Below are 26,975 nucleotides of genomic sequence, written 5' to 3'. Positions count from 1 at the left end.
TCCCGCAAAGCAGCAGGAGCGTCCCTCGCTTTACCGCGTCAGCGGCTTATACGTTGCCCGTTTCGGGTTCACCGCGTCGGCCCCCAGCCTACGAACCTTATCCGCCTCATAGTCCTGGAAATTGCCTTCGAACCATTCGACATGGCTGTCGCCTTCAAAGGCCAGCATGTGGGTCGCCAAGCGATCGAGGAACATGCGATCGTGGCTGATGATCACGGCGCAGCCGGCGAATTCCTCGAGGGCTTCTTCCAGCGCCGCGAGGGTTTCGGTGTCGAGATCATTGGTCGGCTCGTCGAGCAGCAGGACGTTGGCGCCGGACTTCAGCATCTTGGCGAGGTGCACGCGGTTGCGCTGGCCACCGGAGAGGTTGCCGACCTTCTGCTGCTGGTCGCCGCCCTTGAAGTTGAAGGTCGAGGTATAGGCGCGCGAGTTCATTTCACGCTTGCCGAGCAACAACACTTCGTCGCCGCCCGAGATTTCTTCCCAGACGGTCTTCTTGGGATCGAGCGAGTCACGGCTTTGGTCGACATAGCCCAGATGCACGCTTTCAGCGACCGTGACCGAGCCCGCATCGGGCTTTTCCTGGCCGGTCAGCATCTTGAAGAGCGTGGTCTTGCCCGCCCCGTTCGGCCCGATAATGCCGACAATGCCGCCCGGCGGCAGCTTGAAGGTGAGATTGTCGATCAGGAGGCGATCGCCGAAGGACTTGGTCAGCCCCTCGACATCGATGACGTTCTGGCCCAGCCGTTCGCCGGGCGGAATGATGATCTGCGCCGTGTGCGACTGAGTGCGGGCTTCGTTGACCTTGACCAGTTCGTCATAGGCCCGGATACGCGCCTTGGACTTGGCTTGGCGGGCCTGGGGGCTTTGGCCCATCCATTCCTTTTCGCGCTCCAGCACCTTGGCGCGGGCGGCGTCTTCGCTCTTTTCCTGGGCAAAGCGCTTGGCCTTGGCTTCGAGATAAGCCGAGTAATTGCCTTCATAGGGCACGCCGCGGCCGCGATCGAGTTCGAGGATCCAGCCGGTGACATTGTCGAGGAAGTAGCGGTCGTGGGTAATGATCAGCACCGCGCCTTCGAATTCACGCAGGTGCCGTTCGAGCCATGCCGTGGTTTCGGCGTCGAGATGGTTGGTCGGTTCGTCGAGCAGCAAGAGATCGGGCTTGGAAAGGAGCAGCGCGCAAAGTGCCACGCGGCGGCGCTCGCCACCCGAAAGATTGGTGACGTCGGCATCGCCCGGAGGGCAGCCCAGGGCTTCCATGGCCACTTCCACCTGCGATTCGAGATCCCACAGGTTCTGGCTGTCGATGATGTCCTGGAGCTTGCTCGCCTCGTCGGCGGTCTCGTCGGAATATTCCATCATCAACTCGTTGTAGCGGTCGACGATGTCCTTCTTCTCCTTGACGCCCATCATGACGTTGCCGAGCACGTTCAGCGCCGGATCGAGCTGCGGCTCCTGCGCCAGGTAACCGATCTTGGCGCCGTCCGCGGCCCAGGCTTCGCCGGTGAACTCGGTATCCATGCCGGCCATGATCTTGAGCAGCGTCGACTTGCCCGAACCGTTGGGGCCGAGGATGCCGATCTTGGCGTCGGGGTAGAAGGAGAGGTTGACGTTATCGAGCACCTTCTTGCCGCCGGCATAGGCCTTGGACATTCCGTGCATGTGATAGATGAACTGGCGGGCCATAAGTCGGGGCAACCTTGAAAAGGGGTGGGAGTGTTGACGCCTATTTAGGCCAAGCGCCGTCCCGGGGCAACGCCTCAGGACCTGCCGGAGGAACCAAGCGGAAAGCCGAACATTCCTCTGCACGTTGAGGATCACAAACGTGTCAGAACTTCCCACTTCTCCCCAGTTGACGCGTCGCCGGGTATCAGCCTTTGAGAGCATCGCAGTCTTTGCCATTACGGCAGCGCTGCTTTATTTCGGAGCCGGCATTTTCGTGCCGCTGGTGCTGGCGATCCTTCTCGCTTTCGCCCTCAATCCGCTGGTGAGCTGGCTCAGCAATCGTCTGCATCTGCCTGATCCGGCAGCGGTGATCCTCGCCGTGCTGCTGGCGCTTGCCGTGCTCGCCGCCTTTGCGCTCTTGGCTGGAACGCAGATTGCGCATCTGGCCAGCGCCCTGCCCGGCTATCAGCAGACCATCCAGTCCAAGGTCGCAGGCCTCCAGGCCCAGTTCGGCAACGTGGCCTGGCTCGATCAACTCACCAACATGATGTCCAGCCTCGGACAAAATGCCGCCGAGGATCCTGCCGCCGCACAGGACATCGGCGATATCCGTCCCATACCGGTCACCATTTCCAATGAACTGGGGCCGTTCAACCTCCTGACTTCGGTCATGGGATCGATCGTCGGACCAGTTGCGACGATCGCGATCGTCACCGTCTTCCTGATCTTCCTCCTCATGGGTCGCGCCGATCTCCAGGACCGGTTCATCCGTCTCGTCAGCGCGGGGCGCTATTCGCTCACCAACCTCGCCATCACAGATGCCAGCCGCCGCGTCGGCCGCTATCTCATCATCCAGCTGATGGTGAACACCACCTATGGCATCATCTTCGGCACCGGGCTGTGGCTGATCGGGGTGCCCAGTGCTCCGCTTTGGGGCCTCTTGATCGTCCTCTTCCGCTATATTCCTTTCGTCGGCGCGCTGATCGTTGCCGTCCTGCCCTTCTCCCTCGCCTTTGCGGTCGATCCGGGCTGGAACATGCTGCTGCTGTCGGTGGGCCTGTTCCTGGTCATCGATCTCACCACCGCCAACATCATCGAGCCGCGCCTTTACGGCAAGAACACCGGCGTTTCGCCGCTGGCCATTTTGCTGTCGGCCATGTTCTGGGCAACCCTCTGGGGTCCTGTGGGTCTGATCCTCGCCACGCCGATGACCGTATGCCTCGTCGTCATCGGCCGTCACTTGCCGCAATTCCAGTTCCTGGAAACCCTGCTCGGCAGCGAGCCCGTCCTGTCGCCCGCCGAGCGGCTTTATCAGCGCATGCTCAAAGGCAATACCGAAGACGCCATCGAGCACAGCGAGACCTTCCTCGAAGAACATGGCAAGGGCACGCTGGTGACCGACGTCCTCCTCCGCACGTTGCGCCTCGGCACATCCGAACTCTCGGACCGGCCAGAATCGCTGGCGCAGCGCCGCCAGCTAATCAGCACCTTTGATCGGGTGCTCGAAACCGTGCTGGAGCCGAGCTACAAGGACCATGCGCCCGTGCTGCTTATCGGCGGACGGACCGAAATCGACGAAGGCGCCGCGCGACTGATCGGTGTTCAGCTTGCCGACGAAGAGCTGCAAGCCAATGTCCTCCCACCCGGCGCGATCCGCCAAGAATCAATCGGTCGGCTGGACCTGACCGGTGTCACGACACTGGCTTTGGTCTTCATGGGAACGGATATCCGCGCCCAGTGCCGCTACGTTGCGCGCCGCATCCGCCGCATGGCGCCTGAGCTGCAGATTGTCGCCGTGGTACTTAACCCCCTTGCCGCCGACGAGACCACCGAGACGCTCCACGTCGATAGCGTCTTCCACCAGTTCGATGCTGCCGTTGACGGCATCGTGGCGCTTGAGGCTCCCAAATTCCGCCACGGCACGCAAATGCAGCGTCAGCCCTTCGCTGGTCTCGGACGCGGCGACGACGAACTGGGCCAGGAGCTGGATGCCATCGCCAAGCGCTTCGGCGTCCCAGCAGTCCTCATCAACCTCCTCAACGACGAACGCCACAGCCAGGACGAAGACGCCCTGCGCCTCACCCAGCTCGTGGTCGAAGGCAATGAGCCCCTGGTCGTCCATTCCACGGAAACCAACGACAAGGTCGGCGAGAACGCCTATATGCTGACCAACGGCATCGACCTTTACGCCGGCGTGCCGCTGGTGCTCGCCGACGGCACCAAGGCCGGTGCGCTTGCCCTCATCGACTACGATCCACACCCGTTCACCGCCGAGGATACAGCCCGGCTGCAAGCCGAGGCTGATGCTCTGGTCAAGCGCTTCGGCTAGGCGGCGGAGATCGTCACCGGCACGGATTTGAACGCCGGCGTCTTGCTGCGCGGATCGACTGCCGTCCCGACCAGAACATTGGCTTCGGGGTAGTAGGCCAGCACCGATCCGCGCGGCAGGTCGAACAGCGTCGCGACCCCTTCCATGCGGCCTGCTTCCGAGCTGACGACAACGCCCTGCCCTTCTCTCAGCCCAAACCGCTCCATATCCGCAGCCCCGAGGAAGATCGAACGCCGGCCAGCCTGGCCGCGATAACTATCGGTTTCCTCATAGATGATCGAGTTGAACTGCCCCTCGCTGCGCACGGTGGCCAGCAGCAAATGATCAGGCGCCAGGGCGGGGATCGGCGTAACCACGAAATGCGCCTTGCCGTCCGCTGTGCCGAAGCTGGGCGCATGCAGCACACGGTTCTTGATGTGGAACTCGCGCTTGGCGACATCAAGGTCGGCGAGGTCCTCCATGCCCGGGACGATGGCCGCAATCGCATCGCGGATGCGCGCATGGCCGGAGAACGCCTCGAAATTGATCGGCGATTCCGGCAGCATACGCTTGCCGAGCTGACCCAGGATCCAGCTTTCCGGCCGCACCGTTTCGATGCGGGTTATCCCGCCATCCGAGAGCCGCACAAAGTTGAACATCGACTCCTGCGTCGTCGGCTCCCACTCCTCGTCGCGCGCCGTCACCGGCAGGATCATGGCCTCGCCATCGCCCAGCCCATGCACATGTCCTTGGTTGAGCGTCGTGGTCAGGAAAAGCTTGAAACCGATTTCCGCCATTGCCCGCGTCGCAAAACCGGTATCGGGCGTCGCCGCCCAAAGATTGCCCCCCATGATCACCGCGGCATCGATCTCCCCGGCCTCGGCCCGCTTGAGGCAGGCCATGGTGTCGAGCCCTTTTTCCTCCGGAAAACTGACCCCGAACGCGGCCTCCATCTTGGCCAGCACATCCCTGGCCAGCACCGGCTTGACCCCGATCGTGCCGATGCCCTGCACGTTGGAATGTCCGCGCAGCGGCAGCAACCCGGCAAAGCGCTTGCCGATCATGCCGCGCAGCAGCGCCAGATTAGCGATGGCTTCAACATTTTCGCTGCCATGCACATGGTGTGTCATCCCCATGCCCCAGGCGAATACGGCGTGTTCCGCCCGGCCATAGGCCGCAGCCACTCGCTCGATCTCATCGCGTGACAGGCCGCAGGCAGCAGTAATCTCGTCCCAGCCGATGGCATCGAGATCAGCCCGCAGTGCCTCGAACCCCAGGCTGTGTTCCGCAATGAACGCCCGGTCCTCTGTTCCCTGTTCCAGCACCGCCTTGGCCAGCCCCTTGAACAGCGCAATGTCCGACCCGATCCGCGGCTGCAAATAATCCGAAGCGATCTCGCTGCCGCCTTTGAGCATCGAGAGCGGCGACTTCGGCACGGCAAACTTGACCAGCCCCGGCTCTTTGGCCGGGTTGATGACGATCACCTGCCCGCCCCGCTCGCGGCAGTTCTTCAGCATGTGGATGAAGCGCGGATGGTTGGACGACGGGTTGGCACCGATGACAAAGATCAGGTCGGCCCCGGTCAGATCCTCGAGCTCGACCGTCGCCGTGCCCTTGCCGATCGTTGTCGCCAAACCCTCGCTCGTTGCCTGGTGGCAATAATAGGAGCAGTTGTTGACGTTGTTGGTGCCAAAGGCCCGCGCCAGGAGCTGGAACAGGAAGCCGGCTTCGTTCGACGAACGTCCTGACGAGTAAAAGAAGCTTCGCTGCGGATTGGTCTCGGCGAGCCGATGCGCCGCATGGTCGAGCGCCGCGTCCCACTCGATCGGCTCGAAACGTGATGACCCCGCCCGGCGAAACAACGGCGTGCCCAGTCGGCCTAGCCGCTCCATCTCGCGGCCGCTGAGCTCGGCGAGATCGGCAATGGAGTGCTCAAAGATTTGCCGTGGGATCGGCGGCTGAATATCGGTCGATTGCGCCTGCACGCTCTTGTTGCAGACCGAAGGAAACTCATCGAGTTCGTTGGTCATCCCACCATGCTGGCCGCCCATGCCATAGGCGCAAGCCTTGCAGGTATTCTTGGCGGTCAGCGCCTTGGCTGCCTTCCCCACGCCCATCCGGCCAATGGTCGACAGCGTATAGAGAACCTTCTTCGGCCCGCCCCCAACGATCTGACTTGTATCGGCCATGCAAATCTCCCTGCCTCCATTGTCGGATGAGACGACGACCAGCGCAAGGGAACACTCGGCCCCTGCCTCCGTTTCAACTTGAGTTAATGGAGCGAGGAACCCTCATGCGCATGATCACCGGCCTTTCCCTGATGACCCTTCTGCTGGCGACGCCCGTCGTGGCGCAAGAAGCCCAAGGAACCTTTATCGACCTCAACGGAGCCGAAGCCGGCACGGTTTCGCTCACCCAGGACGGCGACTCTGTCGCCATTTCAGGCCACGTCATGGGCCTTGAGCCGGGCGAGCACGGCATCCACTTCCACACCACCGGTGATTGCGACTCTGCCGCCAAGTTCGAATCCGCCGGCGGCCACTTCAATCCCACCGAACACCAGCATGGTCTCGAAAACCCCGAAGGCACCCATGCCGGCGACCTGCCCAACGCCACGTTCGATGCGGATGGCATGGCCATGCTTGACCTTTCGACCGACACCATCTCGTTGACCGAAGGCGAGGACGGCTATGTCTTCGACGAGGACGGCACCGCCCTTATCATCCATGCCGATCCTGATGACCAGATGACCGACCCATCCGGCAATTCCGGCGATCGCCTGGTCTGCGCTGTGCTCGAGGCACCCGCCGCCGAATAAGCCTCTAAGCCCCGCCACGCGCGGGGCTTTTCTGGCCATGTTGAAGTGATGCGCGAGGCGCAAAAAAGCAGGGCGCGAAACCGAGGTTTCGCGCCCTCCGGGGCGGCGTACAAAGGAGCGTCAACCTCTGCGGCCTGCCACCGATCGGATGACGGAGGCTCTATTGGCGGTCCGTCAGAAAAGGTCCCGGATGGCTATTGCAACCGGTTCGCCTAATGAACGGAGGAATGGTTTGCCGGTTCCCGACATTGTCATGACGACAAAACTTGTGATCAATCGAGCGGCGACTGCAGGTGCTGCACGGCGCGAATAGCCGCCGATGCGCGGTTCTCCACGCCCAGCTTGGCATAAACCTGCTCGAGATGCTTGTTGACGGTCCGCGGGCTCAGCCCCAAGATTTCGCCGATATCGCGATTGGCCTTGCCCCGCGCGATCCACAGCAAAACCTCGCTCTCCCGCTGCGTCAGCCCAAACTGCTGCCGCAGCGTTTCTTCCTGGCCTTCGCTCTGCATTCGCGACAGGCGGAAAAGGTATTCGTCGGACCCAACCGTGCCCAGATAAGCAAACTGCAGGGCCGAGACGCCGGCCTGCGGAAGATCGAAACCGCTGCTTGTCGGCTCGGAAAGCCATGTCTGAAATCCCTCCGACATGGTCGCCTGCCGCGCGGCATCAAAGCCGGACCGCTCCAGCAATCGGTTCGCCTGCGGCGTCGACCACAGCAGCGAACCGTCCGCGCCGAAGGCTACCAGGTGCCGCCCCGCCGCATCGAGTGCAATCCGCGCACTTTGCCCCCGCCGCGCATTGACCAAATGTACCCGGATGCGGGCGCGCAGCTCATCCACATTGATGGGCTTGGAAAGGTAATCGACGCCGCCGCTTTCGAGCGCATGAACGATATGCTCGGTTTCCGTCAGCCCGGTCATGAAGATGATCGGCACATGCGTCAGCGCCGCCATTGCCTTCATCTGCCGGCAGGTCTCGAAACCGTCGAGCCCCGGCATGACCGCATCCATCAGCACGACGTCGGGCGTGACCCGCAGGACGATGCCAAGCGCGGCCTCGCCACTGCGCGCCACGAGAACGGTCACCCCGTCATGCTCCAGCGCTGCCGTTAGGAAGCCCAGCGACTCCGGCGAGTCGTCGACCAGAAGAACGATGTCCTGTTCTTTCTCAATCCCCTTCATGGCCCACCCGCTCCAGCGTTTCGGCATAGGCATCGAAATCGAATGCCTGCATATGCCGGCGCAGCGTCTCGACCAGTGGCTGGTTAGCCTCTTCCGCGGCCAATTCCACCAGCTTCGCCTCTATACCCCGCACATGTCCGATCTGCCCCAGGCTTGCCAGCTCGCGCAAGTGCTCGACACCGGGCGACACCAGCGCTTGCGCAGCTGCCGGCTGCGCGGCCCGTTCAGCATGCAGCCATTCAATCCCCAGCTGGGTGCCCAACTTGTCGATCAGTTGCGCCAGATCGAAGGGCTTGGCCAACGTATCCGAATGCCCCGCATCCTTCCCGGTCGGATTGGCACCATCGCCGATATTGGCCGACAGCATCACGATCGGCGCCGCGACAGCGCGATCGCGCAAGGCAGCGACAAGGTCCCAGCCGCTCATCCCGGGCATCCTTATGTCGACGAAGAACAGGTCCGGCGGCATGGCGTCCATCAACGTCAGGGCGTTCGGCCCATCGAAGGCCATAAGAACCGTGAACCCGAGCGGCGACAGCAACTCGCGCATCAGCTCGCGGTGATCCTGGTTGTCGTCGACCACCATGATTGTGCGCCGTGGACCGGCATAGCCGATAACCTCCCGCGCCGCGACGCGCTTGGCCGGGCGCTCCACCTTGGCCAGCATCAGCCGAGCCTGGAACCGCGTGCCGACACCGACTTCCGAAGACACGGTAATCTCGCCCCCCAGCGTCTCGGTCAACAGCTTGGTGATCGTGAGCCCCAGCCCGAGCCCCGGCGTGAAACGGTTCTTTTCTGCTTCGCCGCGCACGAAGGGCTCGAAGATATGTTCGATATCGTCCGGCCCGATGCCGCTGCCACTGTCCTCGACCACAAAACTTGCCACCTGCATGCGATAGCCGACGTCGAAGCGGACATAGCCGGCGGCGGTGAACTTGATGGCGTTGGAGAGGAGGTTAACGAGAATCTGCCGCAGCCGCTTCTCGTCCGTCCGCACATAAACCGGCAGGCCCTTGGCGCGGCTGTGCCGGAACTCCAGACCTTTGGCCTGCGCCTGAAGGCGGAACATGTCGACAATCTGGTCCAGAAAATCCTGGATGTTGATCTCGTTGGAATAAACCTGCAGCCGTCCCGCCTCGATCTTGGAAATATCGAGGAGGCCATCGATCAGCCCGGACAAGTGCTCTGCGCTACGGCGGATCACCTGTACCGAGCCGCGCCGGTTTTCGGGCACGGCCGCGTCGCGCTCGAGGATCTGCGCATAGCCCATGACCGCGTTGAGGGGCGTGCGCAACTCATGGCTGAGGCCCACGACATAGCGCGACTTGGCCTGGTTGGCGGCTTCAGCCTTTTCCTTGGCGCGCTGCAGCTCGGCATCGGTGCGCCCATGCGCATCGATTTCCTTGAGCAGCAACGTGTTCTGGCGCGAACTCTCTTCTTCGGCCACCAGCCGGCTGTCATGTGCCAGAACTAGGAACCAGGTCAAAACGCCGGCCGTCACCGCCAGCACGAAGAAGACCACCAGGAGCGTCCCGCCGACCACGTCGGCAGTGTCCGGCGCCGTGCGGCTGGCGAAATAATAGATCAATCCCATGACGACGCTGAGGAAGGCCAAGGCCAGAGCCATCGACACCCCGTAGCGCCCGACCCGGCTCTGGAGCTTGGCGATTGCCCATTCCGGCAGGACTGTCGCCGCCACGGCATGCGTCTGCGCGCGGAAATGGGCATGCGGCTTGCACATGTCGTGGCAGCGCGCATCGAGCGAACAGCAGAGCGAGCAGATCGGCGCGGCATAGGCCGGACACCAGGCCATGTCCTCGGGCTCGAAGGGATGCTCGCAGATCGAGCAGGTGACCGAGGGCCGCGACTGCCACGCCTTGCGCGGCTTGCGCGCCAGGTAATACTTGCCCTTCGTGGCCCAGGCGATGGTCGGCGCCGCAACGAGGCAGACCATGAGCGCGATATAGGGCGCCAGCGCCGTTGCCATCTCGCCGAAGGCGCCGAAATGGGCGGTGAGCGCGATCGTGGTTGCGAGGAGCATTGAGCCGACGCCAACCGGGTTGATGTCGTAAAGATGCGCTCGCTTGAACTCGATGCCCTGTGGCGCAAGGCCCAGCGGCTTGTTGATGAAAAGGTCCGCCGAGATCGTACACAGCCAGCTCATGGCAATGATCGAAAAAATGCCCAGCGTTTCTTCCAGCAGCCGGTAGATGCCAAGCTCCATCAGCAACAGCGCGATGGCGACGTTGAACAGGAGCCAAACGACGCGGCCAGGATGGGAATGAGTGAGCCGCGAAAAGAAGTTCGACCAGGCCAGCGAGCCCGCATAGGCATTCATGACGTTGATCTTGAGCTGGCTGACCACGACGAACACGGCCATCATCAACAGCGCCAGCACTTCGTTTGGCACCATATAACCGAAGGCCACGGCATACATGTAGCCGGGCTCCGACGCATGCTCGGGCGCGACGCCGACCGAAAGCGCGAGGAACGCCAGGAACGAGCCGGCGATCAGCTTGGGCGCGCCCATCACTACCCACCCTGCCCCGGCAAGGAAAATCCCGAGCTTCTGCCGCCATTTCGGCGCTCCTTCCGCTGGCAGGAAACGCAAAAAGTCCACCTGTTCGCCGATCTGCGTCATCAGCGCCAGGATCACCGCCGAGGCCGCCCCGAACTTGGCAATGTCGAACGCCGCGACGCTCCCGGTCGATTGGACGCCCACGCCCTCGAAAGCGCGCCACAGGTCGAACTTCTCCCAGTCCATGAAGGCGATGAAGATGAAAGGCAGGATGTTAAGCACGATCCAAACCGGCTGGGTCAGCAGCTGGAACCGGCTGATCATCCTGATCCCATGCGTCACCAGCGGGATCACCGCCACAGCAGATATGATATACCCGATCCAGAGCGGCAGCCCAAAGGCCAGCTGCAGGGCGCTGGCCATGATCGAGGCTTCGATCGCAAAAAGGATGAAGGTGAAGCTCGCATAGATCAGCGACGTCACCGTCGAGCCGATATAGCCGAACCCGGCCCCACGCGTCAGCAGATCGACATCGACTCCATGCCGCGTCGCGTAGCGCGAGATCGGCACCCCGATGGCCAGAATGGCGATCGACGCCACGATTATCGCGATCAGCGCATTGGTCGTGCCAAAGGATAGCGTAATGCTACCACCTATGGCCTCAAGTGCGAGAAAAGAGATGGCGCCGATCGCCGTCTGGCTAATGCGATCGTTGGAAAATCGCCGCGCCGACTTGGCGGTAAAGCGCAGCGCATAGTCTTCCAGCGTCTGGTCGGCGACCCAGCGATTATACTCGCGCCTGATCGGAATGATCCGCTGCCGTGCCATGTTCTTAACCAGTCCGCAGCGCTGCTCAGAAATTCGCCAAGGCCTGAATAGCACGGTTTACAAGGCTTTCCAGCCTCTCGTGCCCCGCTGTTACGTCAATCGACGTATATGGCTGCGGTTAAGATCTGTCCCACTGTCCCCCCAGACGCCTCCCTTGGTGTCTCGGGGCTCAACAGGTCAGAGGGACTACTCATGACATTCTTCAGCGCGAAACGCGCTCTTCTCGCTGCCGCCATGGCCGGCACGATCTTCGCATCCGCCGTGCCGGTAATGGCGCAGGACGACACCATCAAGGTCGGCATTCTCCATTCGCTTTCGGGCACGATGGCGATCTCGGAAACCACGCTCAAGGACACGATGCTGTTCCTGATCGAACAGCAGAACGCCAAGGGCGGCGTGCTCGGCAAGCAGCTCGAACCCGTGGTCGTCGACATCGCGTCCGACTGGCCGCTGGCCGCCGAACTCGCCCGCCAGCTAATCGAAGTCGACGACGTCGACGTGGTCTTCGGTTGCTGGACCTCGGTCTGCCGCAAGTCCGTTCTGCCGGTCTTTGAAGAACTGAACTCGCTGCTCTTCTACCCCGTCCAGTACGAAGGCGAAGAATCGCAGCGCAACGTCTTCTACACCGGCGCTTCCCCGAACCAGCAGGCCATCCCGGCCGTCGACTACCTGATGAGCGAAGACGGCGGCTCGGTCGAGCGCTGGGTCCTCGCCGGCACCGACTATGTCTACCCGCAGACGACCAACAAGATTCTCGAGCAATACCTGCTCGACAAAGGCGTCGCGCAAGAAGACATCATGATCAACTACACGCCCTTCGGTCACTCCGATTGGCAGACCATCGTCTCCGACATTAAGGCCTTCGGCTCCGAAGGCAAGAAGACCGCCGTGGTCTCGACCATCAACGGCGACGCCAACGTGCCCTTCTACCGCGAGCTGGGCAACCAGGGCATCAAGGCCGAAGACATCCCCGTCGTCGCCTTCTCGGTCGGCGAAGAAGAACTTTCCGGCTTCGACACCACCCCGCTGGTGGGTCACCTTGCCGCCTGGAACTACTTCATGTCCGTCGACACGCCGGAAAATGAAGAGTTCATCTCCGCCTGGCAGGACTATATCGGCTCGACCGATCGCGTCACCAACGACCCGATGGAAGCCCACTATATCGGCTTCAACCTCTGGGTGAAGGCTGTCGAAGCCGCCCAGTCGACCGAAGCCGACGCTGTGATCGACGCCATTGTCGGCCTCGAAACCCCGAACCTCACCGGCGGCATGGCCACCATGCTCCCCAACCACCACATCACCAAGCCGGTGCTGATCGGTGAAATCCAGGACGACGGCCAGTTCTTCGTGGTCTCGGAAACCGAAGACCTCGTCCCCGGCGACGCCTGGTCCGACTACCTGCCCGAGAGCGCCATGCTCGAAGCCGATTGGACCGCCCCGATCAACTGCGGCAACTACAACACCGAAACCAAGACCTGCGGCGCCGCTGCGCAGTAACGGTCACCCCCACCTAACCTCCCCCTGAAGAAGGGGGAGGAACAGGCCGGTGTCAGCCAGCCACAATCTACTCCTCCCCCTCCTAAAGGGGGAGGCCGGGTGGGGGTCCCTGTTACCTCCAGCCTTTCAGAACAAGGACTTAGCCACCCATGTTGACTCATCTCCGCAATCTCCTGGTGGCACTCCTTCTTGTTCTCGCTCCTGCTGCTCAGGCTCAGGAGACCGATATCGCAGCCAGCGTCGCCGCCATGGCCGAAGCCAGCCTCAAGGAACTGGCCACCATCGTCACCGAGCTCGCCGCAACCGGCGATCCTGCCGTCGTGCCCGCCCTCACCGCCCTCGGTGATGGCGACCTTTATGCGGATGAAACCACAGGCCGCGTGCTGATCCAGCGCGGCTCCACCGTCACCGACCCCGTCACGGGCGATCCCGTGGAACTGGGCGCCGACGCCGACCTCTCCAAGATTCGCGTCAACAATAGCCTCCGCCGTGGCATCGCCGCCGCTCTCGCCGGCATGACGCTGATGAGCGACAACCCCGCGACGCGCCTTTCGGCCGCCAACGGCTTCCTCGCCAATCCCGACCCGGCCAATATTCCCCTGCTCGAGGAAGCGATCGCCGCCGAGACCAACGCGGATGTGCTGCGCGCCATGCAGAACGCGCGCGCCCTCACCGTTCTGCGCGACAGCGCATCGAGCATCGAAGATCGCCAGGCCGCCGTGCCGCTCGTCGCCGGGAGTGGCCGCAACGCCATCACTATTCTGAGCTCCTCTCGCACCGATGCGCCCGAAGAACTGGTCGCCAGCATCAACGCCGCCATCGCCGGGCTCGAACAGGAACGTGCGGTCTGGGGCGCCCTGCAAAATGTGTGGTTCGGCGTTTCGCTCGGCTCGGTGCTGCTGCTCGCCGCCATTGGCCTCGCCATCACCTTCGGCGTCATGGGCGTCATCAACATGGCCCACGGCGAAATGGTCATGCTCGGCGCCTACACGACCTTTCTGGTCCAGCTGACCATCCGCAATAATTTCCCAGGCCTGCTCGATTATTCGCTGCTGATCGCCCTGCCCGCCGCCTTCCTCGTCACCGGCGCCATTGGTGTCGGCATCGAGCGCGGCATCATCCGCTGGCTCTATGGGCGTCCACTCGAAACCTTGCTCGCTACTTGGGGCATTTCGCTGATTCTGCAGCAGACCGTGCGCTCGATCTTCGGGCCCACCAACCAGATGGTTATCGCCCCGACCTGGATGGCCGGCTCGACCGAATTCTTCGGCCTTTCCATCACCTATGGGCGCTTCTGGATCGTCATCTTCGCCCTGATCGTCTTCTTCATGTTGCTCCTGGTGCTCAATCGCACCCCGCTTGGCCTCCAGATGCGCGCCGTGACGCAGAACCGCCGCATGGCCTCGTCCATGGGCATCCGCACCCCCTTCGTCGACGCCATGACCTTCGGCCTCGGCTCCGGCATTGCCGGCCTTGCCGGCGTAGCCTTGACGCAGATCGACAACATCTCGCCAAACCTGGGCCAGAACTACATCATTGATAGCTTCATGGTCGTGGTCTTTGGCGGTGTCGGCAATCTCTGGGGCACACTGGTCGGCGCGCTGACGCTCGGTGTCGCCAACAAGTTCCTCGAACCCTATGCCGGCGCCGTCCTCGGCAAGATCCTGATCCTCGTCCTCATCATCCTCTTCATCCAGCGCCGGCCACGTGGGCTCTTCGCGCTCAAGGGCCGGGCGGTCGAGCAATGAGGAACCTGCAAAGATTTGTCGGCTCCTTCGCCCCCTCCACCCTTGAGGGGGAGGGTCGGGGTGGGGGGTGGTGCAGTGGTCCACCGACGGACCCCCACCCTCATTCCCTCCCCTCAAGGGGGAGGGATGCACAAGCGCCGCTTGGCCCGCGCTTATTTTATGCCGACCGGAGTTTCGCCCCATGCTGACCCAAGCCCTCTTCCGCGCCCTCGATCGCAAGGCCATTTGGGTCATCGGCATCTTCCTCGCCGTCGCGATCCTCGTGCCGATGGCCAATCTCCTGATCCCGCCCGGCCAGTTCGGTCACGTGCCGACCTACCTCGTGTCGCTGCTCGGCAAATACCTCAGCTACGCCATTCTCGCCCTCGCGCTCGACCTCGTCTGGGGCTATTGCGGCATTCTTTCGCTCGGCCACGGCGCCTTCTTCGCACTCGGCGGCTACGCCATGGGCATGTACCTGATGCGCCAGATCGGCACGCGCGGCGTCTATGGCAATCCCGTGCTGCCCGACTTCATGGTGTTCCTCAATTATTCGGAGCTGCCCTGGTTCTGGCAGGGCTTCGACAACTTCTGGTTCGCCATGGCCATGGTGGTGTTGGTGCCCGGCCTTCTTGCCTTCGTCTTTGGCTTCTTCGCCTTCCGCAGCCGCGTCACCGGCGTCTACCTCTCCATCATCACCCAGGCAATGACCTTCGCCCTTCTGCTGGCCTTTTTCCGCAACGACATGGGTTTTGGCGGCAATAACGGCCTTACCGATTTCAAGGACATTCTCGGCACCCCGGTCCAGGCGCAGGCCACCCGTGCCACCCTTTTTGCCGCCACCGCCATCGCCCTGGCGCTTTCGGTCCTTGTCTGCTCGAAGATCGTCAATTCCAAGCTCGGCAAGGTCATGGTCGCCGTGCGCGACGCCGAAAGCCGCACGAGGTTCCTCGGCTACCGGGTTGAATATGTGAAGCTCTTCGCCTTCACCGTCTCAGCCATCATGGCCGGCATCGCTGGCGCCCTTTATGTGCCGCAGGTCGGCATCATCAATCCCGGCGAGTTCGAGCCGGGCAATTCCATCGAGGTTGTGATCTGGACCGCCGTCGGCGGGCGCGGCACCCTGATCGGGCCGATCATCGGCGCCATCGTCGTCAATCTGGGCAAATCCTGGTTCACCACCGTCTTTCCCGAATTCTGGCTCTTCGCCCTCGGCGCCCTCTTCGTCCTGGTGACGCTGTTCCTGCCCAAAGGCATCGTCGGTCTCTGGAAGCAGATTTTCGGCAGGCATCGCGCGGCCCGCCATGACCCCACGCCAAAAGCCTCGGCCGACATCGAGCGCGGCGAAGATCCAGCCAGTTTTGGCGACGCGCAACCACGGCCGGCGGAGTAAAAGCCAATGAGCAAAGCCCACGATACCATGCTCTACCTCGATGGCGTCTCCGTCGCCTTCGACGGTTTCAAGGCCATCAACAACCTTTCGATCATCGTCCATCCTGCCGAAATGCTGGCCATTATCGGACCGAACGGCGCCGGCAAGACCACGATGATGGACATTATAACCGGCAAAACCCGGCCCGACGCCGGCGAGGTCCTGTTCGATGGCCGCACCGATCTCACCAAGCTCGATGAAGCGGCGATCGCCAATCTTGGCATCGGCCGAAAATTCCAGAAGCCGACCGTTTTCGAGAGTCACACCGTCTGGGACAATCTGGAAATGGCGCTGCGCAAGCCCCGCGGCATCTTTGCCACCCTGTTCTACTCGGCTAGCAACGAGGACGAGGCGCGGATCACCGAAATTCTCAAGACCGTGCGGCTCTTGCACCGCAAGGACGAGTTCGCCGCCAATCTCAGCCACGGCCAGAAGCAATGGCTCGAGATCGGCATGCTGCTCGCCCAGGACCCAAAACTTCTGCTGGTCGACGAACCCGTTGCCGGCATGACCGACAGCGAAACCGAAGAAACCGCCAAGCTCCTGCGCGAGATTTCTGTCACGCGATCGGTCGTCGTTGTCGAGCATGACATGAGCTTCGTGCGCGAACTTGGCTCGCGCGTCGTGTGCCTCGCCGAAGGATCGGTCCTTGCCGAAGGCTCGCTCGATCAGGTGAGCAAAAATCCCGTCGTCATCGAAAGGTATCTTGGACGATGAGCGCTGCGCTTTCGATCGAGAACATCGACCTCCACTATGGCGCCGCCCAGGCGCTCAAGGGCATTTCCATCACCTGCGAACCGGGGCGCATCACTGCCGTCTTGGGGCGGAATGGGGTGGGCAAGTCATCGACCATACGGGCGATCACCGGCATCAACCACGCCTCAGCGGGGGCAATCACCTTCGGCTCGGAAGTGCTGAAGAAGTCCCCGCCCTATAAGCGCGCCCGCATGGGCATCGGCTACGTGCCTCAGGGCCGCGAGGTGTTCCCGCTGCTGACGGTCAAGGAAAACCTTGAGACTGGCTATGCCGGTATCCCGAGAGCTGAGCGCAACATTCCCGCCTACATCTTCGAGTTGTTCCCCGTGCTCAAGTCCATGCTTGGACGCCGGGGTGGCGATCTCTCGGGTGGCCAGCAGCAACAGCTTGCCATCGGACGTGCGCTGGTCACCCGACCCAAAGTCCTCGTGCTGGATGAGCCTACCGAGGGCATCCAGCCATCGATCATCAAGGACATCGGCCGCGCATTACAGTTCCTGCGCGACGAGAAGGGCATGACCATCCTGCTGGTGGAGCAGTTTCTCGATTTCTGCCGGGAGATCGCCGACGACATCTACGTCATGGACCGCGGCGAGATCATGCATTCTGGCCCGGCGAGCGATCTCGACAAGCCCGACGTGCGCCGTCACCTCATGGTTTAAACGCAAAACGCCCGGCATGAAGCCGGGCGTCGCTGCACAAATGTGCCGAGGATTAGTTGGTAACCGAGGTCACGTCCGAGTCGTCAGCGTTGGTCATCACGAGACCAGCTTCGGTACAATCTTCAAGAGTGATCGAGGAAAGGTCGATCGTGGTGGTTGCATTGTCGAGACCTTCAGCCGGCGGCTGGTCCGCAGCGCGGGTCGGATCTTCTTCGGTGGTGTTGGTGCCTGCAGCAGCGCCATCTTCGGTGCTGTCCGACAGCGAGGTGTTAGCGGCAGTGGAAAGCTCGTCGCAGGCAGCCTGCACGGCAGGCATATCGCCTTCAGCGATGGTCAGACCACCGATCATCATGTCGCCGCTCATGGGAGCAGCAGCGTCCTGTGCGAAAGCAGGAACGATCATCATTGCGGAAGCGAGGGCAACGGCGGAAACGGCAGATTTAATGCTCATTTTTCTAACCTTTCGGAATTTTTCAACGCTAGAGCGTGTGCTCGCAGTACAAACGTGGCGACCCAAAGGATCGTTGCAATGAATTCTGGCGCACCTAACAAAATGCTGACAGCCCCATTGCAACGCGCAAGAGGCATCGCACGCCTCACGACCAAGCAGGTGGAAGGCCGCACCCGCATCGATCGCCTCTTTCAGGAAGGCTGCGGCAAAATCCGGCTGCCCAACACGCACACGTCCGCCCTCGAAGCGGTGCTGATCAACACCGCCGGCGGGATCACCGGTGGCGATCGGATCGACTGGGGCGCCGAAATCGCCGCCGGTGGCAAGGCCGTGCTGACAACGCAGGCCTGCGAACGCAGCTATCGCTCCACCGGCGATACTGCTCAAGTTTCGACCCATCTCAAGGTCGGCGCTGGCGCCCATCTTGATTGGCTGCCGCAGGAAACGATCCTCTTTAGCGGCAGCAAGTTGCATCGGCGGCTGGATGTGGAGCTTGATGAAGGCGCGACGCTCACGGCGATCGAAGCCGTATTGCTCGGACGTCACGCCATGGGCGAGGATGCCCGCGACGCTATCCTGCGCGATCGCTGGCGCATCAGCCGCAGCGGCCGCCTGCTCCACGCTGAGGCAACCGAGCTTTCAGCTGCAGCCAGCGAACGCGATAGCCTTTCGCTTCTAGCAGGCAACCGCGCCTTCGCCACTGTGCTGCACGTCGCCGACAGTGCCGATGCCGCCCAAAGGTTGAGCGCGCGCCTCTCGCCGCTCTCGCCCGAAGGGCAGATCGGCATCAGCAACACGGGCGAGCGCCTTGTGATACGCGCCATGGCGCGAAGCGGGCTTGCCTTGCGGCGCATGATCGTTCCACTTTTGATCGAACTTACCGGCGCCGGCAGCCTGCCGCGCCTCTGGCATCTATGAGACAGGCCGACCGATGAACCTAACGCCCCGAGAAAAAGACAAGCTGCTGATCGCCATGGCGGCCACGGTTGCCCGCAGGCGCCTCGAACGGGGCGTAAAGCTCAATCACCCCGAGGCAATAGCGCTGATCACCGACTTCGTCGTGGAAGGCGCACGCGATGGCCGGCCGGTATCCGAACTGATGGAGTCCGGCGCCCATGTCATCCGCCGTGACCAGGTCATGGAGGGCATCGCCGAAATGATCCACGACGTGCAGGTGGAAGCGACCTTTCCCGACGGCACCAAGCTCGTCACCGTTCACCAGCCGATCCGATAGGGGTAAATCATGCTCAAGCGCGCCTTCCTGGCTCTGGCAATTGCCGGCGCCGCCACCGTTCCCGCCTTTGCCCATCTCGATCCGGTCGAACACGGTTCCCTTGCCGCCGGCTTCAGCCACCCGCTGTTTGGCCTCGACCACATCCTGGCCATGGTTGCGGTCGGCCTATGGGCCGCCATGCAGGGTGGCAGAGCGATCTGGATCGTTCCTGCGGCTTTTGCCGGAACAATGGGGCTCGGCTTCGTGGCGGCGATCATGGGCATGCCCCTGCCCTTCGCGGAGCCGGTTATACTCGCCTCCGTGATCTTTATCGGCATCGCGATCGCCCTGGCTCTGCCGGTGCCGACCTCTACGGTCGCTGCTGCAGTGGGCTTTTTCGCGTTTTTCCATGGCCATGCGCATAGCGGTGAACTGGGCAGCGCCGGGGCCTGGCAATTTGCCGCTGGCTTCGCCCTCTCGACGGTTGTGCTGCATGCGGTAGGCCTTGCCGCTGGGTTTGCTCTCAACCGCCTAGGCGGCAAGTGGCTGCCGCGAGCAGCAGGAGCCGCAACGGCACTGGGCGGTCTATGGTTGGCCATGAGCGCGTGAGGACAAGAGCATGATCCCCGGAGAAGTTATTCCTGCCAGCGGCGACCTCGAACTCAATCATGGGGCACCGCAGCTCAAAATCGAAGTCGCCAACACTGGCGATCGCCCCATCCAGGTAGGTTCGCACTACCACTTCTATGAAACCAATGCCGGGCTGCGCTTTGATCGTGAAAAGACGCGCGGCATGCGTCTCGATATTGCTGCAGGGACAGCCGTACGCTTTGAACCCGGCCAAACGCGCGAGGTCCGGCTCGTGCCCATTGGTGGCGACCGGCAGATCTTTGGTTTCCGCCAAATGGTGATGGGCAGTCTTTGACGCTGGCCACGGGCACGGGGAAATGGTCTAAGAGCCGGGTTTTTCAAATCCGGCTTTTTTCATGACCGACGAGCAGACACATACCAAGGAAGCAGAGTTCAAACGGCGCTTTGCTTCTGTCCTGCAAGACTTGCAGCGTGATGGCGTCGCCGACGCCGAAGCCATGGCCATGATTGGCAGCTTGGCCAACGACATCGCCAACTCGCTTAAGCAGACATCCTGGTCCGGCGCGAAGTCGGCGCTCACAGCCGCTGGATATGACGAACTGCTGAATTCGTTTCAACGCAATGGCGGTGCCGCGCAGCAGGGCGGGCAGCACAAGCAGGCCTATGCAGTCCAGGTGCTGGCCTTTTCCCTTGTCGCCGGCACGCAACGGCGCGATGCAGCTATAGCAGAAGGCGAAAAGCTGCTTGACGCGCTGATCGATCATGCCGCTGCGGTCGCTCGTAAAGTGCAACCCCGACGCACAAACTAAAACGCCGGGCACAGGGCCCGGCGCGTTAGCACTAGAGCTTAGAAGACTTAGTCTTCCTGGCTATAGGTGTAGAAGGTCAGCGAACCGTCCTGATCGTTGTTGAGGGCAACAACGTCGGACACGTCGATCGAGTTGGCCGAGAAGAACTCGTTCAGGAACGAATTGCCGTTGAGGGCATCCTGAAGAGCCGTGATGTTGCTGGCATTGCCGTTCAGCGCATCGTTGAGCGCATTGGCGTCAAAGTTTGCAACATCTGCAATATCGATAACCTGGACGTCGCCAAGGTCGGCAGCGTCGCTGATGTTGCCGATGTCGCCGACGCTGTTACCGTCGGACGAGATGTTCGACAGGATGCCGTTGAAGTCGAGATTGCCAACATCACCGGTCGAGCCAGCAACGTCGCCAGCGCCGGTCACATCACCAACCGTGCCCGTTGCGTCGCCACCGGTGACGCTCGTCACGGTGTCGCCGACCGAAGTGCCGAGGGTGCTGTCGACCGAGTTGGTGACGCCTTCAACAGTTCCACTGACAGAATTGGTAACGCCATCCACAGTACCGGAAACAGTACCCGTCACCGAGTCGAGAGTATTACCAAGAACATTGGTGCTTTCGTTGTCCTGTGCGATGGAAACAGCAGTGGTAAGCGAAAGAGCAGCGGCAGAACCGAGAAGAATTTTATGGAAAGAGCGCATTAGCCCATCCTCCTTTTTTCATTTGTTATTTCAAACCCGTAAGGTTCGGAAGAGTAAGTCGTAAGCTAACCGAATGTTCCAACTCTAATTAAAACGTGATCGGAACTTTAACTTTGGTCGCTCGTAGAAAACCGAGTTGCAGCAAACGGTTAGTCGGCGCTCAGCATATCCAGAACCACGAAATCATCAGAAATCGTGATGGCAACCACGTCTTCGAAGCTCCGTCCGGCACCGGCAACAGCCTGCTCAAGTTGAGGATACTGGCTTGCAAGATCAGCAATGTCGTCGCGTGGCGTCGTGCAGGTAGTCGGGCGCATCCAGACTTCCTGCCCTGAAGTGAGCGCACCGATCAGCTTCTCCCGCCCGCCCTCGGTTTCCGAACAGGCGAGCGTCAGGGATCCGGCTGCACCTGTCCCCGAACCTTGACCCTGAACAGCAACTTGCTGGCCGGACGCGCCCGTTGATGGGGCGGCACCTGCTGTGCCGTTCGCAGTTGCCACTCCTGTTGCGCCTGTGACACCAGCCCCGGCACTCCCCGGCGCCGCACTGGTGCTCTCACGGCCGATGCTGACAATAGTCACATCGTTGACCGACACACCCAGACTTCCACCCACACTGTCATTCCCACGCCCAAGCGACAGTGCACCGGACGATTCGATCGACACCGAAACGCTATCCTTGAGCAGCTCGACGCTTTGCGTCTGGGTGCCTTCACCCACGATGCCCAAGCCGGGCTCCTGCGCCAAGAGCGGTGAAGCAAGTCCAATCAGCAGAATGGGCAGGACGCGATACATGGCAGAACTCCAGCGGGGGCCAGCGCGAGCAACGACTAAAATTGTTGCGAGTTCCGGCCTATCACGATCAACCTCTTGCCAGCGACCGGCGAAGCGGCCACAGTCGGTCTTGGGAAGCCTTTGTCCCCGGCCACTCTTCGGGACACGTTATGCCAGCACGCATTTCTCGCGCCACCTATGCCGATATGTACGGCCCGACCACAGGTGACCGGGTTCGCCTCGCCGACACCGAGCTCTTCATCGAGGTCGAGCGCGATTTCACGACTTATGGCGAAGAGGTCAAGTTCGGCGGCGGCAAGGTCATTCGCGATGGCATGGGCCAGTCGCAGCGCACCAGGGCGCAAGGTGCCGTCGATACGGTCATCACCAATGCGCTGATCGTCGATCATACCGGCATCTACAAGGCCGATATCGGCCTCAAGAATGGCGTCATCGCCGGCATCGGCAAAGCCGGCAACCCCGATACGCAATCCGGCGTCGACATCATCATCGGCCCTTCGACCGAAGCGATCGCCGGCGAAGGAAAGATCATAACTGCCGGCGCCATGGACGCGCACATCCACTTCATCTGCCCCCAGCAGATCGAGGAAGCGCTGATGAGCGGCGTCACCACCATGCTCGGCGGCGGCTCCGGCCCGGCGCACGGCACGCTGGCGACGACCTGTACCGGCGCCTGGCACATCGAGCGCATGATCGAAAGCTTTGACGCTTTCCCGATGAACCTGGCGCTTGCCGGCAAGGGCAACACCGCCGTTCCGGCACCGCTCGAGGAAATGATCCTCGCCGGCGCCTCCTGCCTCAAGCTCCACGAGGATTGGGGCACGACCCCGGCCACCATCGACAACTGCCTTTCGGTTGCCGACGCCTTTGACGTGCAGGTGATGATCCACACCGATACGCTTAACGAAAGCGGCTTCGTCGAGGACACGATCGGAGCCTTCAAGGGCCGCACCATCCATGCCTTCCACACCGAAGGCGCCGGTGGCGGTCACGCGCCGGACATCCTCAAGGTCGCGGGCCTGCCCAATGTCATCCCGTCCTCGACCAATCCCACGCGCCCCTACACCGTCAACACCATCGCCGAGCATCTCGACATGCTCATGGTCTGCCATCACCTCGATCAGTCCATCCCCGAAGACGTCGCCTTCGCCGAGTCGCGCATCCGCAAGGAAACCATCGCGGCCGAAGACATCCTTCACGACATGGGCGCGCTCTCGGTCATCTCCTCCGACAGCCAGGCCATGGGTCGCGTCGGCGAAGTGCTGATCCGCACCTGGCAGACCGCGGACAAGATGAAGCGGCAGCGCGGTCGGCTTTCCGAAGAAACCGGCGACAACGACAATTTCCGCGTCCGCCGCTACATCGCTAAATATACGATCAATCCGGCTATCGCCCACGGCATGAGCCAGCATATCGGCTCGGTCGAAGTCGGCAAACGCGCCGATCTCGTGATCTGGAGCCCGGCCTTTTTCGGCGTGAAGCCGGAAATGGTTCTTCTCGGCGGCTCCATTGCTGCCGCGCCGATGGGCGATCCCAACGCTTCGATCCCCACGCCCCAGCCCATGCATTACCGGCCCATGTTCGGAGCCTTTGGCAAGCTGGTCAGCCGCTCGTCCGTGGTCTTTATTTCGCAGGCGGCGCATGATGCCGGTCTGCGCAACCGGCTCGGCGTCGACAAGCAATTGCTGCCAGTGTCCAACACCCGCGGCGGGATCGGCAAGGCGGCGATGAAGCTCAACTCCGCCACGCCCAATATCGACGTTCATCCCGAAACCTATGAAGTGCGCGCCGATGGGGAACTGCTGACCTGCGAACCGGCGACCGTCTTGCCGATGGCGCAGCGCTATTTCCTGTTCTGATCAAAATGCATTGTCTCACTTCAGCCGCGGGCCTGTGCCATCCTGCGCGGCAACCTAACCGGGAGTCGCTCATGATCCGCACAGTCCTGCCGCTTGCCGTTTTTCTTGCAACCGCCACCGCGGCCTGGGCGCAGGAGGAGCCGGTCGAAGCAACGCTCGCGCCCATCGCCGTTCCGCTGACGGCATCCTCCGCCGTGACTTTGACGCTCGGAAGCGCCACCGATATCGAGATGACCACCGCCGTCTATCAATGCGATAGCGGCGAGGTGCTTTCCGCCCAATACATCAATGCCGCGCCCAATTTCCTGGCCCTGGTGCCGGTCGAAGGCGAAGTGCACATCTTCGTCACGGCGCTCTCCGGCTCTGGCGCCCGCTATGTGTCGGGCCCGTTCGAATGGTGGAACCAGGGTGATGAAGCAACGCTCCGAGACCTGACGCAGGACGAAGATGCCGAGCCGCTTGCCACCTGCACCGCTGCCAGCAATACGCCCTGACGAAAGTTCTCTATGCTCCGTGTCTCCACCATACTTCCGGCCGGCCACAAGGGGGCCGCGCCCTTCGATCGCGTCGTCCTTGAACACGACGAACGCCGCCTGCGCCGCAAGGTCCTGCGCCTCAGCAAGGGCGATGAGGTCATGCTGGACGTCCGGGAAACCACGACGCTGGACCACCTGGGCGGCCTCGAGCTCGAAGACGGCCGGATCGTCGAGGTCATCGCGGCCGACGAATTCTTGTATGAAATCCGTGGCCGCGATGCCGGGCACCTGCTGCGTCTTGCCTGGCATATCGGCAATCGCCACACCCCGGCCCAGCTTGAACCGGGCCGCATCCTGATCAAGCGGGATCATGTGCTCAAAACCATGCTGCAGGGCCTGGGCGCCACGGTCGCCGACGTCACCGAGCCGTTCTTTGCCGAACACGGCGCCTATGCGCACGCCCATGCCGATACCGGCCACGCGCTGCTGAACCGCCGTTGAGCCAGAGCCTGCAAAAACTTCTGACCTGGCTGTCGCCTGCGTTTCCGGTCGGCGCCTTTGCCTGGTCGGCTGGCCTCGAGACCGCGATCGTTCAGGGGATCGTTCACGATCGCTCAACAGCCGAGGACTGGATCGGCGGCACGCTCCAGCATGGCGGCATCAAGACCGACGCCATCCTCCTCGCCCATGCGCACCGCTCCTTTGCGGATCGACAGGCCCTGCGCGAACTCGCCGATCTCAGCCTGGCTCTGACCCCAGCCCGCGAGCGCCATGCCGAAACGGTTCTGACCGGAAATGCCTTCGTTCTTGCGACCGCCGCCTGGCCTGCCGACCAGCCGGCGCCGCTCCCTAAACCATGCCCCTACCCCGTCGCCATCGGCGCTGTCACAGGCAGCCACAACATTGACTTAGGGGAGACCCTGGTCGCGCTTCTGACCACGACCGTGCACAGCCAGGTCTCGGTCGCCGTACGCCTCGTACCCATCGGACAAAGCGACGGGCTTGCCATCATGGCGAGCCTCGAACCCGCAATCGCCGCGCTTGCCCTTCTGTGCCAGCATGCCACACTGGACGATATCGGCAGCGTCGCCTATGGCGCTGACATTGCCCAGATGCAGCACGAAACGCTGGCGACGAGGATTTTTCGCTCATGAACATGTTTGTCTCCTCTTTCATGTTCGTGGGGCTCCTGACGGTCGCCATGGCTCACTTCGTCTGGGCGCTGGGTCGCACCTGGCCGATCCGCGACGAAAAACTGCTGGCGCAAACCGTTGTCGGCACGCCCGGCGTCGAACGCATGCCGCCGCGTTATATTTCGTTCATTATCGCCCTCCTGGCCCTCGCCGCCGGCATTTTCGCCCTCGCGCTAGCCGACCACGACAGCGGCGGAAACGTCATGAATTTCAGCGGGATAGGCCTCGGCCTGCTGTTCCTCGCCCGCGGCATTGCCGGCTTTACCACTTGGTGGGCCGCGCAGTTCCCCGAGCCGATCTTCCGCCTCAACGATCGCCGCGTTTACTCGCCGCTCTGCCTTTTCCTCGGCGTCGGCTTTCTGACCCTCGTCGCCCTACGCCTGAGCTAACCCCTGGAGTTTCCATGCAAAAGAGCCTCAACGGACCCCTACGCATCGGCATCGGCGGCCCGGTCGGCTCGGGCAAAACGACGCTCTGCGAAATGCTGCTCAAGGCCATGCGCGACCGCTATTCCATGGCCGTGGTCACCAACGACATCTATACGCGCGAAGATGCCCTGATCCTCGCCCGCGTCCAGGCCATTTCCGAGGATCGCATCGTCGGCGTCGAAACCGGCGGCTGCCCACACACAGCCATCCGTGAGGATGCATCGCTGAACCTCGCCGCGATCGACGATCTCAACCAGAAATTCCCCGACCTCGACATCATCCTGATCGAGAGCGGCGGCGACAATCTCGCGGCGACCTTTTCGCCCGATCTTGCCGATCTCACCATCTACGTCATCTCGGTTGCCCAGGGCGAAAAGATCCCGCGCAAGGGTGGGCCGGCCATTTCGCGCTCCGACCTCCTGGTCATCACCCACACCGATCTCGCACCCTATGTCGGCGCCAGTTTGGACGTCATGGAAAGCGACACGCAAAAGGTGCGGCAGGGCCGGCCCTATGTCTTCACCGACCTGCTGCGCCGCGAAAGCCTCGACCAAATCATTGGCTTCATTGAAAAGCACGGCGGCTTCCAGGCTCAGGCGGCCGAATAGTGAGCTCGCCCATTCGCATGCGAAAAGTGCTTGATCGCCTCGAGCCGGTTCCGCCTGCTCCACACGGCATCTCGCTCCTGCCTTTCTCTCGAAGCGATTCGCTCAGCCTCCATGCACTGCTACAGCAGGGCTATGCGACAGGCGGCGGCAGTGTCGGCAAATTCGAGAGCTGGTTCGAACCCCTGATCAGCGACGAGGAATTTGACCCCGATCTCGTCCTCATTGCCGTGGACGAGCAAGATCGGCCGCTCGGCCTGGCGCAGTGCTGGACCAGCGGTTTTCTCAAGGACCTCGTTGTGCTGCCCGAATATCGCGATCGCCAAATCGGCACTTGGCTGCTGCACACGGCGTTCGCGGCAATCAGGGCGCGCGGACTGGCCCAGCTTGATCTGAAAGTTCTCGCCGACAACGTCGCCGCCAGGCGGTTCTATGCCCGGCATGGCATGGTCGAGGTCGAGTAGCGGCG

26 protein-coding genes are annotated in these 26,975 nt (G+C 62.2%); 19 read left to right on the top strand and 7 right to left on the bottom strand.

Annotated features, from left to right (window positions below):
- Nucleotides 1-30: 30 nt before the first annotated feature.
- A complete protein-coding gene (ettA, locus tag JI748_RS03830) occupies nt 31-1,686 on the bottom strand; it encodes an energy-dependent translational throttle protein EttA (RefSeq protein ID WP_201635234.1) in 1,656 nt (551 codons plus the stop codon).
- A 139-nt stretch (nt 1,687-1,825) separates the two neighbouring features.
- Here ettA and JI748_RS03825 point away from each other — a divergent pair, with 139 nt between their 5' ends.
- The gene (locus tag JI748_RS03825) at nt 1,826-3,994 is read left to right on the top strand and encodes an AI-2E family transporter (RefSeq protein WP_201635232.1); all 2,169 of its coding nucleotides are present in this window, start codon (nt 1,826-1,828) and stop codon (nt 3,992-3,994) included.
- Here the strand turns inward: JI748_RS03825 and JI748_RS03820 are convergent.
- Nucleotides 3,991-6,162 (bottom strand): FdhF/YdeP family oxidoreductase, encoded by a 2,172-nt coding sequence (locus JI748_RS03820; RefSeq protein WP_201635230.1) that lies wholly within the window; start codon nt 6,160-6,162, stop codon nt 3,991-3,993. The two genes, JI748_RS03825 and JI748_RS03820, sit on opposite strands and share 4 nt — an antisense overlap.
- 104 nt (nt 6,163-6,266) lie before the next feature.
- Here JI748_RS03820 and JI748_RS03815 point away from each other — a divergent pair, with 104 nt between their 5' ends.
- Entirely contained in the window at nt 6,267-6,791 is a 525-nt protein-coding gene (locus tag JI748_RS03815; protein WP_201635228.1) for a superoxide dismutase family protein, read from the top strand.
- Nucleotides 6,792-7,063: 272 nt separating this feature from the next.
- Here JI748_RS03815 and JI748_RS03810 read toward each other — a convergent pair whose 3' ends face one another.
- Both JI748_RS03810 and JI748_RS03805 read right to left on the bottom strand, forming a co-directional pair.
- Entirely contained in the window at nt 7,064-7,975 is a 912-nt protein-coding gene (locus JI748_RS03810; RefSeq protein WP_201635226.1) for a response regulator transcription factor, read from the bottom strand.
- Nucleotides 7,962-11,321, bottom strand: coding sequence for a hybrid sensor histidine kinase/response regulator (locus tag JI748_RS03805; protein ID WP_201635224.1), 3,360 nt, complete (start codon nt 11,319-11,321; stop codon nt 7,962-7,964). The genes JI748_RS03810 and JI748_RS03805 overlap by 14 nt, the downstream gene beginning before the upstream one ends.
- Before the next feature lie 192 nt (nt 11,322-11,513).
- Between JI748_RS03805 and urtA the strand changes: the two genes are divergently transcribed.
- From urtA to urtE, 5 genes are all read left to right on the top strand, one after another.
- Nucleotides 11,514-12,818 carry an urea ABC transporter substrate-binding protein gene (gene urtA / locus JI748_RS03800; RefSeq protein WP_201635222.1) on the top strand — a complete coding sequence of 435 codons (1,305 nt, stop codon included), beginning with the start codon at nt 11,514-11,516 and terminating at the stop codon, nt 12,816-12,818.
- A gap of 149 nt (nt 12,819-12,967) precedes the next feature.
- Entirely contained in the window at nt 12,968-14,566 is a 1,599-nt protein-coding gene (gene urtB / locus JI748_RS03795; RefSeq protein WP_201635220.1) for an urea ABC transporter permease subunit UrtB, read from the top strand.
- Between the two features lie 181 nt (nt 14,567-14,747).
- On the top strand, nt 14,748-15,938 hold the full coding sequence (gene urtC / locus JI748_RS03790) for an urea ABC transporter permease subunit UrtC (RefSeq protein WP_201635218.1): 1,191 nt from the start codon (nt 14,748-14,750) through the stop codon (nt 15,936-15,938).
- 6 nt (nt 15,939-15,944) lie between these two features.
- Entirely contained in the window at nt 15,945-16,694 is a 750-nt protein-coding gene (urtD, locus tag JI748_RS03785; RefSeq protein ID WP_201635216.1) for an urea ABC transporter ATP-binding protein UrtD, read from the top strand.
- Nucleotides 16,691-17,395 (top strand): urea ABC transporter ATP-binding subunit UrtE, encoded by a 705-nt coding sequence (gene urtE, locus JI748_RS03780; RefSeq protein WP_201635214.1) that lies wholly within the window; start codon nt 16,691-16,693, stop codon nt 17,393-17,395. The genes urtD and urtE overlap by 4 nt, the downstream gene beginning before the upstream one ends.
- Before the next feature lie 52 nt (nt 17,396-17,447).
- Here urtE and JI748_RS03775 read toward each other — a convergent pair whose 3' ends face one another.
- The gene (locus tag JI748_RS03775) at nt 17,448-17,846 is read right to left on the bottom strand and encodes a hypothetical protein (protein WP_201635212.1); all 399 of its coding nucleotides are present in this window, start codon (nt 17,844-17,846) and stop codon (nt 17,448-17,450) included.
- Between the two features lie 117 nt (nt 17,847-17,963).
- Here JI748_RS03775 and JI748_RS03770 point away from each other — a divergent pair, with 117 nt between their 5' ends.
- The 5 genes from JI748_RS03770 (at nt 17,964) to JI748_RS03750 (ending at nt 20,459) form a co-directional block, all read left to right on the top strand.
- Nucleotides 17,964-18,764, top strand: coding sequence for an urease accessory protein UreD (locus tag JI748_RS03770; RefSeq protein ID WP_233280606.1), 801 nt, complete (start codon nt 17,964-17,966; stop codon nt 18,762-18,764).
- 13 nt (nt 18,765-18,777) lie between these two features.
- Entirely contained in the window at nt 18,778-19,080 is a 303-nt protein-coding gene (locus JI748_RS03765) for an urease subunit gamma (RefSeq protein WP_201635208.1), read from the top strand.
- 9 nt (nt 19,081-19,089) lie between these two features.
- Complete coding sequence (locus JI748_RS03760) at nt 19,090-19,668, top strand: HupE/UreJ family protein (protein WP_201635206.1); 579 nt, start codon at nt 19,090-19,092, stop codon at nt 19,666-19,668.
- A 10-nt stretch (nt 19,669-19,678) separates the two neighbouring features.
- Complete coding sequence (locus JI748_RS03755; RefSeq protein ID WP_201635204.1) at nt 19,679-19,984, top strand: urease subunit beta; 306 nt, start codon at nt 19,679-19,681, stop codon at nt 19,982-19,984.
- Between the two features lie 61 nt (nt 19,985-20,045).
- Nucleotides 20,046-20,459, top strand: a complete 414-nt coding sequence (locus tag JI748_RS03750; RefSeq protein WP_201635202.1) for a hypothetical protein — start codon at nt 20,046-20,048, stop codon at nt 20,457-20,459.
- 47 nt (nt 20,460-20,506) lie between these two features.
- Here the strand turns inward: JI748_RS03750 and JI748_RS03745 are convergent, their stop codons facing one another.
- Nucleotides 20,507-21,151, bottom strand: a complete 645-nt coding sequence (locus tag JI748_RS03745; protein ID WP_201635200.1) for a hypothetical protein — start codon at nt 21,149-21,151, stop codon at nt 20,507-20,509.
- 149 nt (nt 21,152-21,300) lie between these two features.
- The gene (locus tag JI748_RS03740; RefSeq protein WP_201635198.1) at nt 21,301-21,945 is read right to left on the bottom strand and encodes a hypothetical protein; all 645 of its coding nucleotides are present in this window, start codon (nt 21,943-21,945) and stop codon (nt 21,301-21,303) included.
- A gap of 149 nt (nt 21,946-22,094) precedes the next feature.
- On the opposite strand from JI748_RS03740, the gene ureC reads away from it, so the two are divergent.
- From ureC to JI748_RS03705, 7 genes are all read left to right on the top strand, one after another.
- Nucleotides 22,095-23,804, top strand: coding sequence for an urease subunit alpha (ureC, locus tag JI748_RS03735; protein ID WP_201635196.1), 1,710 nt, complete (start codon nt 22,095-22,097; stop codon nt 23,802-23,804).
- 71 nt (nt 23,805-23,875) lie between these two features.
- A complete protein-coding gene (locus JI748_RS03730) occupies nt 23,876-24,298 on the top strand; it encodes an MliC family protein (protein ID WP_201635194.1) in 423 nt (140 codons plus the stop codon).
- A 12-nt stretch (nt 24,299-24,310) separates the two neighbouring features.
- On the top strand, nt 24,311-24,781 hold the full coding sequence (locus JI748_RS03725) for an urease accessory protein UreE (protein ID WP_201635192.1): 471 nt from the start codon (nt 24,311-24,313) through the stop codon (nt 24,779-24,781).
- On the top strand, nt 24,778-25,434 hold the full coding sequence (locus JI748_RS03720) for an urease accessory protein UreF (RefSeq protein WP_201635190.1): 657 nt from the start codon (nt 24,778-24,780) through the stop codon (nt 25,432-25,434). The genes JI748_RS03725 and JI748_RS03720 overlap by 4 nt, the downstream gene beginning before the upstream one ends.
- The gene (locus tag JI748_RS03715; protein ID WP_201635188.1) at nt 25,431-25,862 is read left to right on the top strand and encodes a DUF3995 domain-containing protein; all 432 of its coding nucleotides are present in this window, start codon (nt 25,431-25,433) and stop codon (nt 25,860-25,862) included. The genes JI748_RS03720 and JI748_RS03715 overlap by 4 nt, the downstream gene beginning before the upstream one ends.
- Nucleotides 25,863-25,876: 14 nt before the next feature.
- Nucleotides 25,877-26,509: an urease accessory protein UreG gene (gene ureG / locus JI748_RS03710; protein ID WP_201635186.1), complete on the top strand. Its 633-nt coding sequence runs from the start codon at nt 25,877-25,879 to the stop codon at nt 26,507-26,509.
- Nucleotides 26,509-26,970 (top strand): GNAT family N-acetyltransferase, encoded by a 462-nt coding sequence (locus tag JI748_RS03705; protein ID WP_201635184.1) that lies wholly within the window; start codon nt 26,509-26,511, stop codon nt 26,968-26,970. Before ureG ends, JI748_RS03705 begins: the two co-directional genes overlap by 1 nt.
- Nucleotides 26,971-26,975 lie beyond the last annotated feature (5 nt).

Origin of the sequence: Devosia rhizoryzae (genome assembly GCF_016698665.1) — a bacterium.
In the GTDB taxonomy this organism is placed as follows: Bacteria; Pseudomonadota; Alphaproteobacteria; order Rhizobiales; family Devosiaceae; genus Devosia; species Devosia rhizoryzae.
The sequence above is the reverse complement of the archived record's forward strand: the minus strand, read 5'-3'. Positions and strand labels throughout refer to the sequence as shown.

Excerpts from the sequence above, each read along its gene's own strand:
- ettA (WP_201635234.1), bottom strand. The coding sequence starts at position 1,686 with ATGGCCCGCCAGTTCATCTATCACATGCACGGAATGTCCAAGGCCTAT.
- JI748_RS03820 (WP_201635230.1), bottom strand. The coding sequence starts at position 6,162 with ATGGCCGATACAAGTCAGATCGTTGGGGGCGGGCCGAAGAAGGTTCTC.
- JI748_RS03815 (WP_201635228.1), top strand. The coding sequence starts at position 6,267 with ATGCGCATGATCACCGGCCTTTCCCTGATGACCCTTCTGCTGGCGACG.
- JI748_RS03810 (WP_201635226.1), bottom strand. The coding sequence starts at position 7,975 with ATGAAGGGGATTGAGAAAGAACAGGACATCGTTCTTCTGGTCGACGAC.
- JI748_RS03805 (WP_201635224.1), bottom strand. The coding sequence starts at position 11,321 with ATGGCACGGCAGCGGATCATTCCGATCAGGCGCGAGTATAATCGCTGG.
- urtA (WP_201635222.1), top strand. The coding sequence starts at position 11,514 with ATGACATTCTTCAGCGCGAAACGCGCTCTTCTCGCTGCCGCCATGGCC.
- urtB (WP_201635220.1), top strand. The coding sequence starts at position 12,968 with ATGTTGACTCATCTCCGCAATCTCCTGGTGGCACTCCTTCTTGTTCTC.
- urtC (WP_201635218.1), top strand. The coding sequence starts at position 14,748 with ATGCTGACCCAAGCCCTCTTCCGCGCCCTCGATCGCAAGGCCATTTGG.
- urtD (WP_201635216.1), top strand. The coding sequence starts at position 15,945 with ATGAGCAAAGCCCACGATACCATGCTCTACCTCGATGGCGTCTCCGTC.
- urtE (WP_201635214.1), top strand. The coding sequence starts at position 16,691 with ATGAGCGCTGCGCTTTCGATCGAGAACATCGACCTCCACTATGGCGCC.
- JI748_RS03775 (WP_201635212.1), bottom strand. The coding sequence starts at position 17,846 with ATGAGCATTAAATCTGCCGTTTCCGCCGTTGCCCTCGCTTCCGCAATG.
- JI748_RS03765 (WP_201635208.1), top strand. The coding sequence starts at position 18,778 with ATGAACCTAACGCCCCGAGAAAAAGACAAGCTGCTGATCGCCATGGCG.
- JI748_RS03760 (WP_201635206.1), top strand. The coding sequence starts at position 19,090 with ATGCTCAAGCGCGCCTTCCTGGCTCTGGCAATTGCCGGCGCCGCCACC.
- JI748_RS03755 (WP_201635204.1), top strand. The coding sequence starts at position 19,679 with ATGATCCCCGGAGAAGTTATTCCTGCCAGCGGCGACCTCGAACTCAAT.
- JI748_RS03750 (WP_201635202.1), top strand. The coding sequence starts at position 20,046 with ATGACCGACGAGCAGACACATACCAAGGAAGCAGAGTTCAAACGGCGC.
- JI748_RS03745 (WP_201635200.1), bottom strand. The coding sequence starts at position 21,151 with ATGCGCTCTTTCCATAAAATTCTTCTCGGTTCTGCCGCTGCTCTTTCG.
- JI748_RS03740 (WP_201635198.1), bottom strand. The coding sequence starts at position 21,945 with ATGTATCGCGTCCTGCCCATTCTGCTGATTGGACTTGCTTCACCGCTC.
- ureC (WP_201635196.1), top strand. The coding sequence starts at position 22,095 with ATGCCAGCACGCATTTCTCGCGCCACCTATGCCGATATGTACGGCCCG.
- JI748_RS03730 (WP_201635194.1), top strand. The coding sequence starts at position 23,876 with ATGATCCGCACAGTCCTGCCGCTTGCCGTTTTTCTTGCAACCGCCACC.
- JI748_RS03725 (WP_201635192.1), top strand. The coding sequence starts at position 24,311 with ATGCTCCGTGTCTCCACCATACTTCCGGCCGGCCACAAGGGGGCCGCG.
- JI748_RS03715 (WP_201635188.1), top strand. The coding sequence starts at position 25,431 with ATGAACATGTTTGTCTCCTCTTTCATGTTCGTGGGGCTCCTGACGGTC.
- ureG (WP_201635186.1), top strand. The coding sequence starts at position 25,877 with ATGCAAAAGAGCCTCAACGGACCCCTACGCATCGGCATCGGCGGCCCG.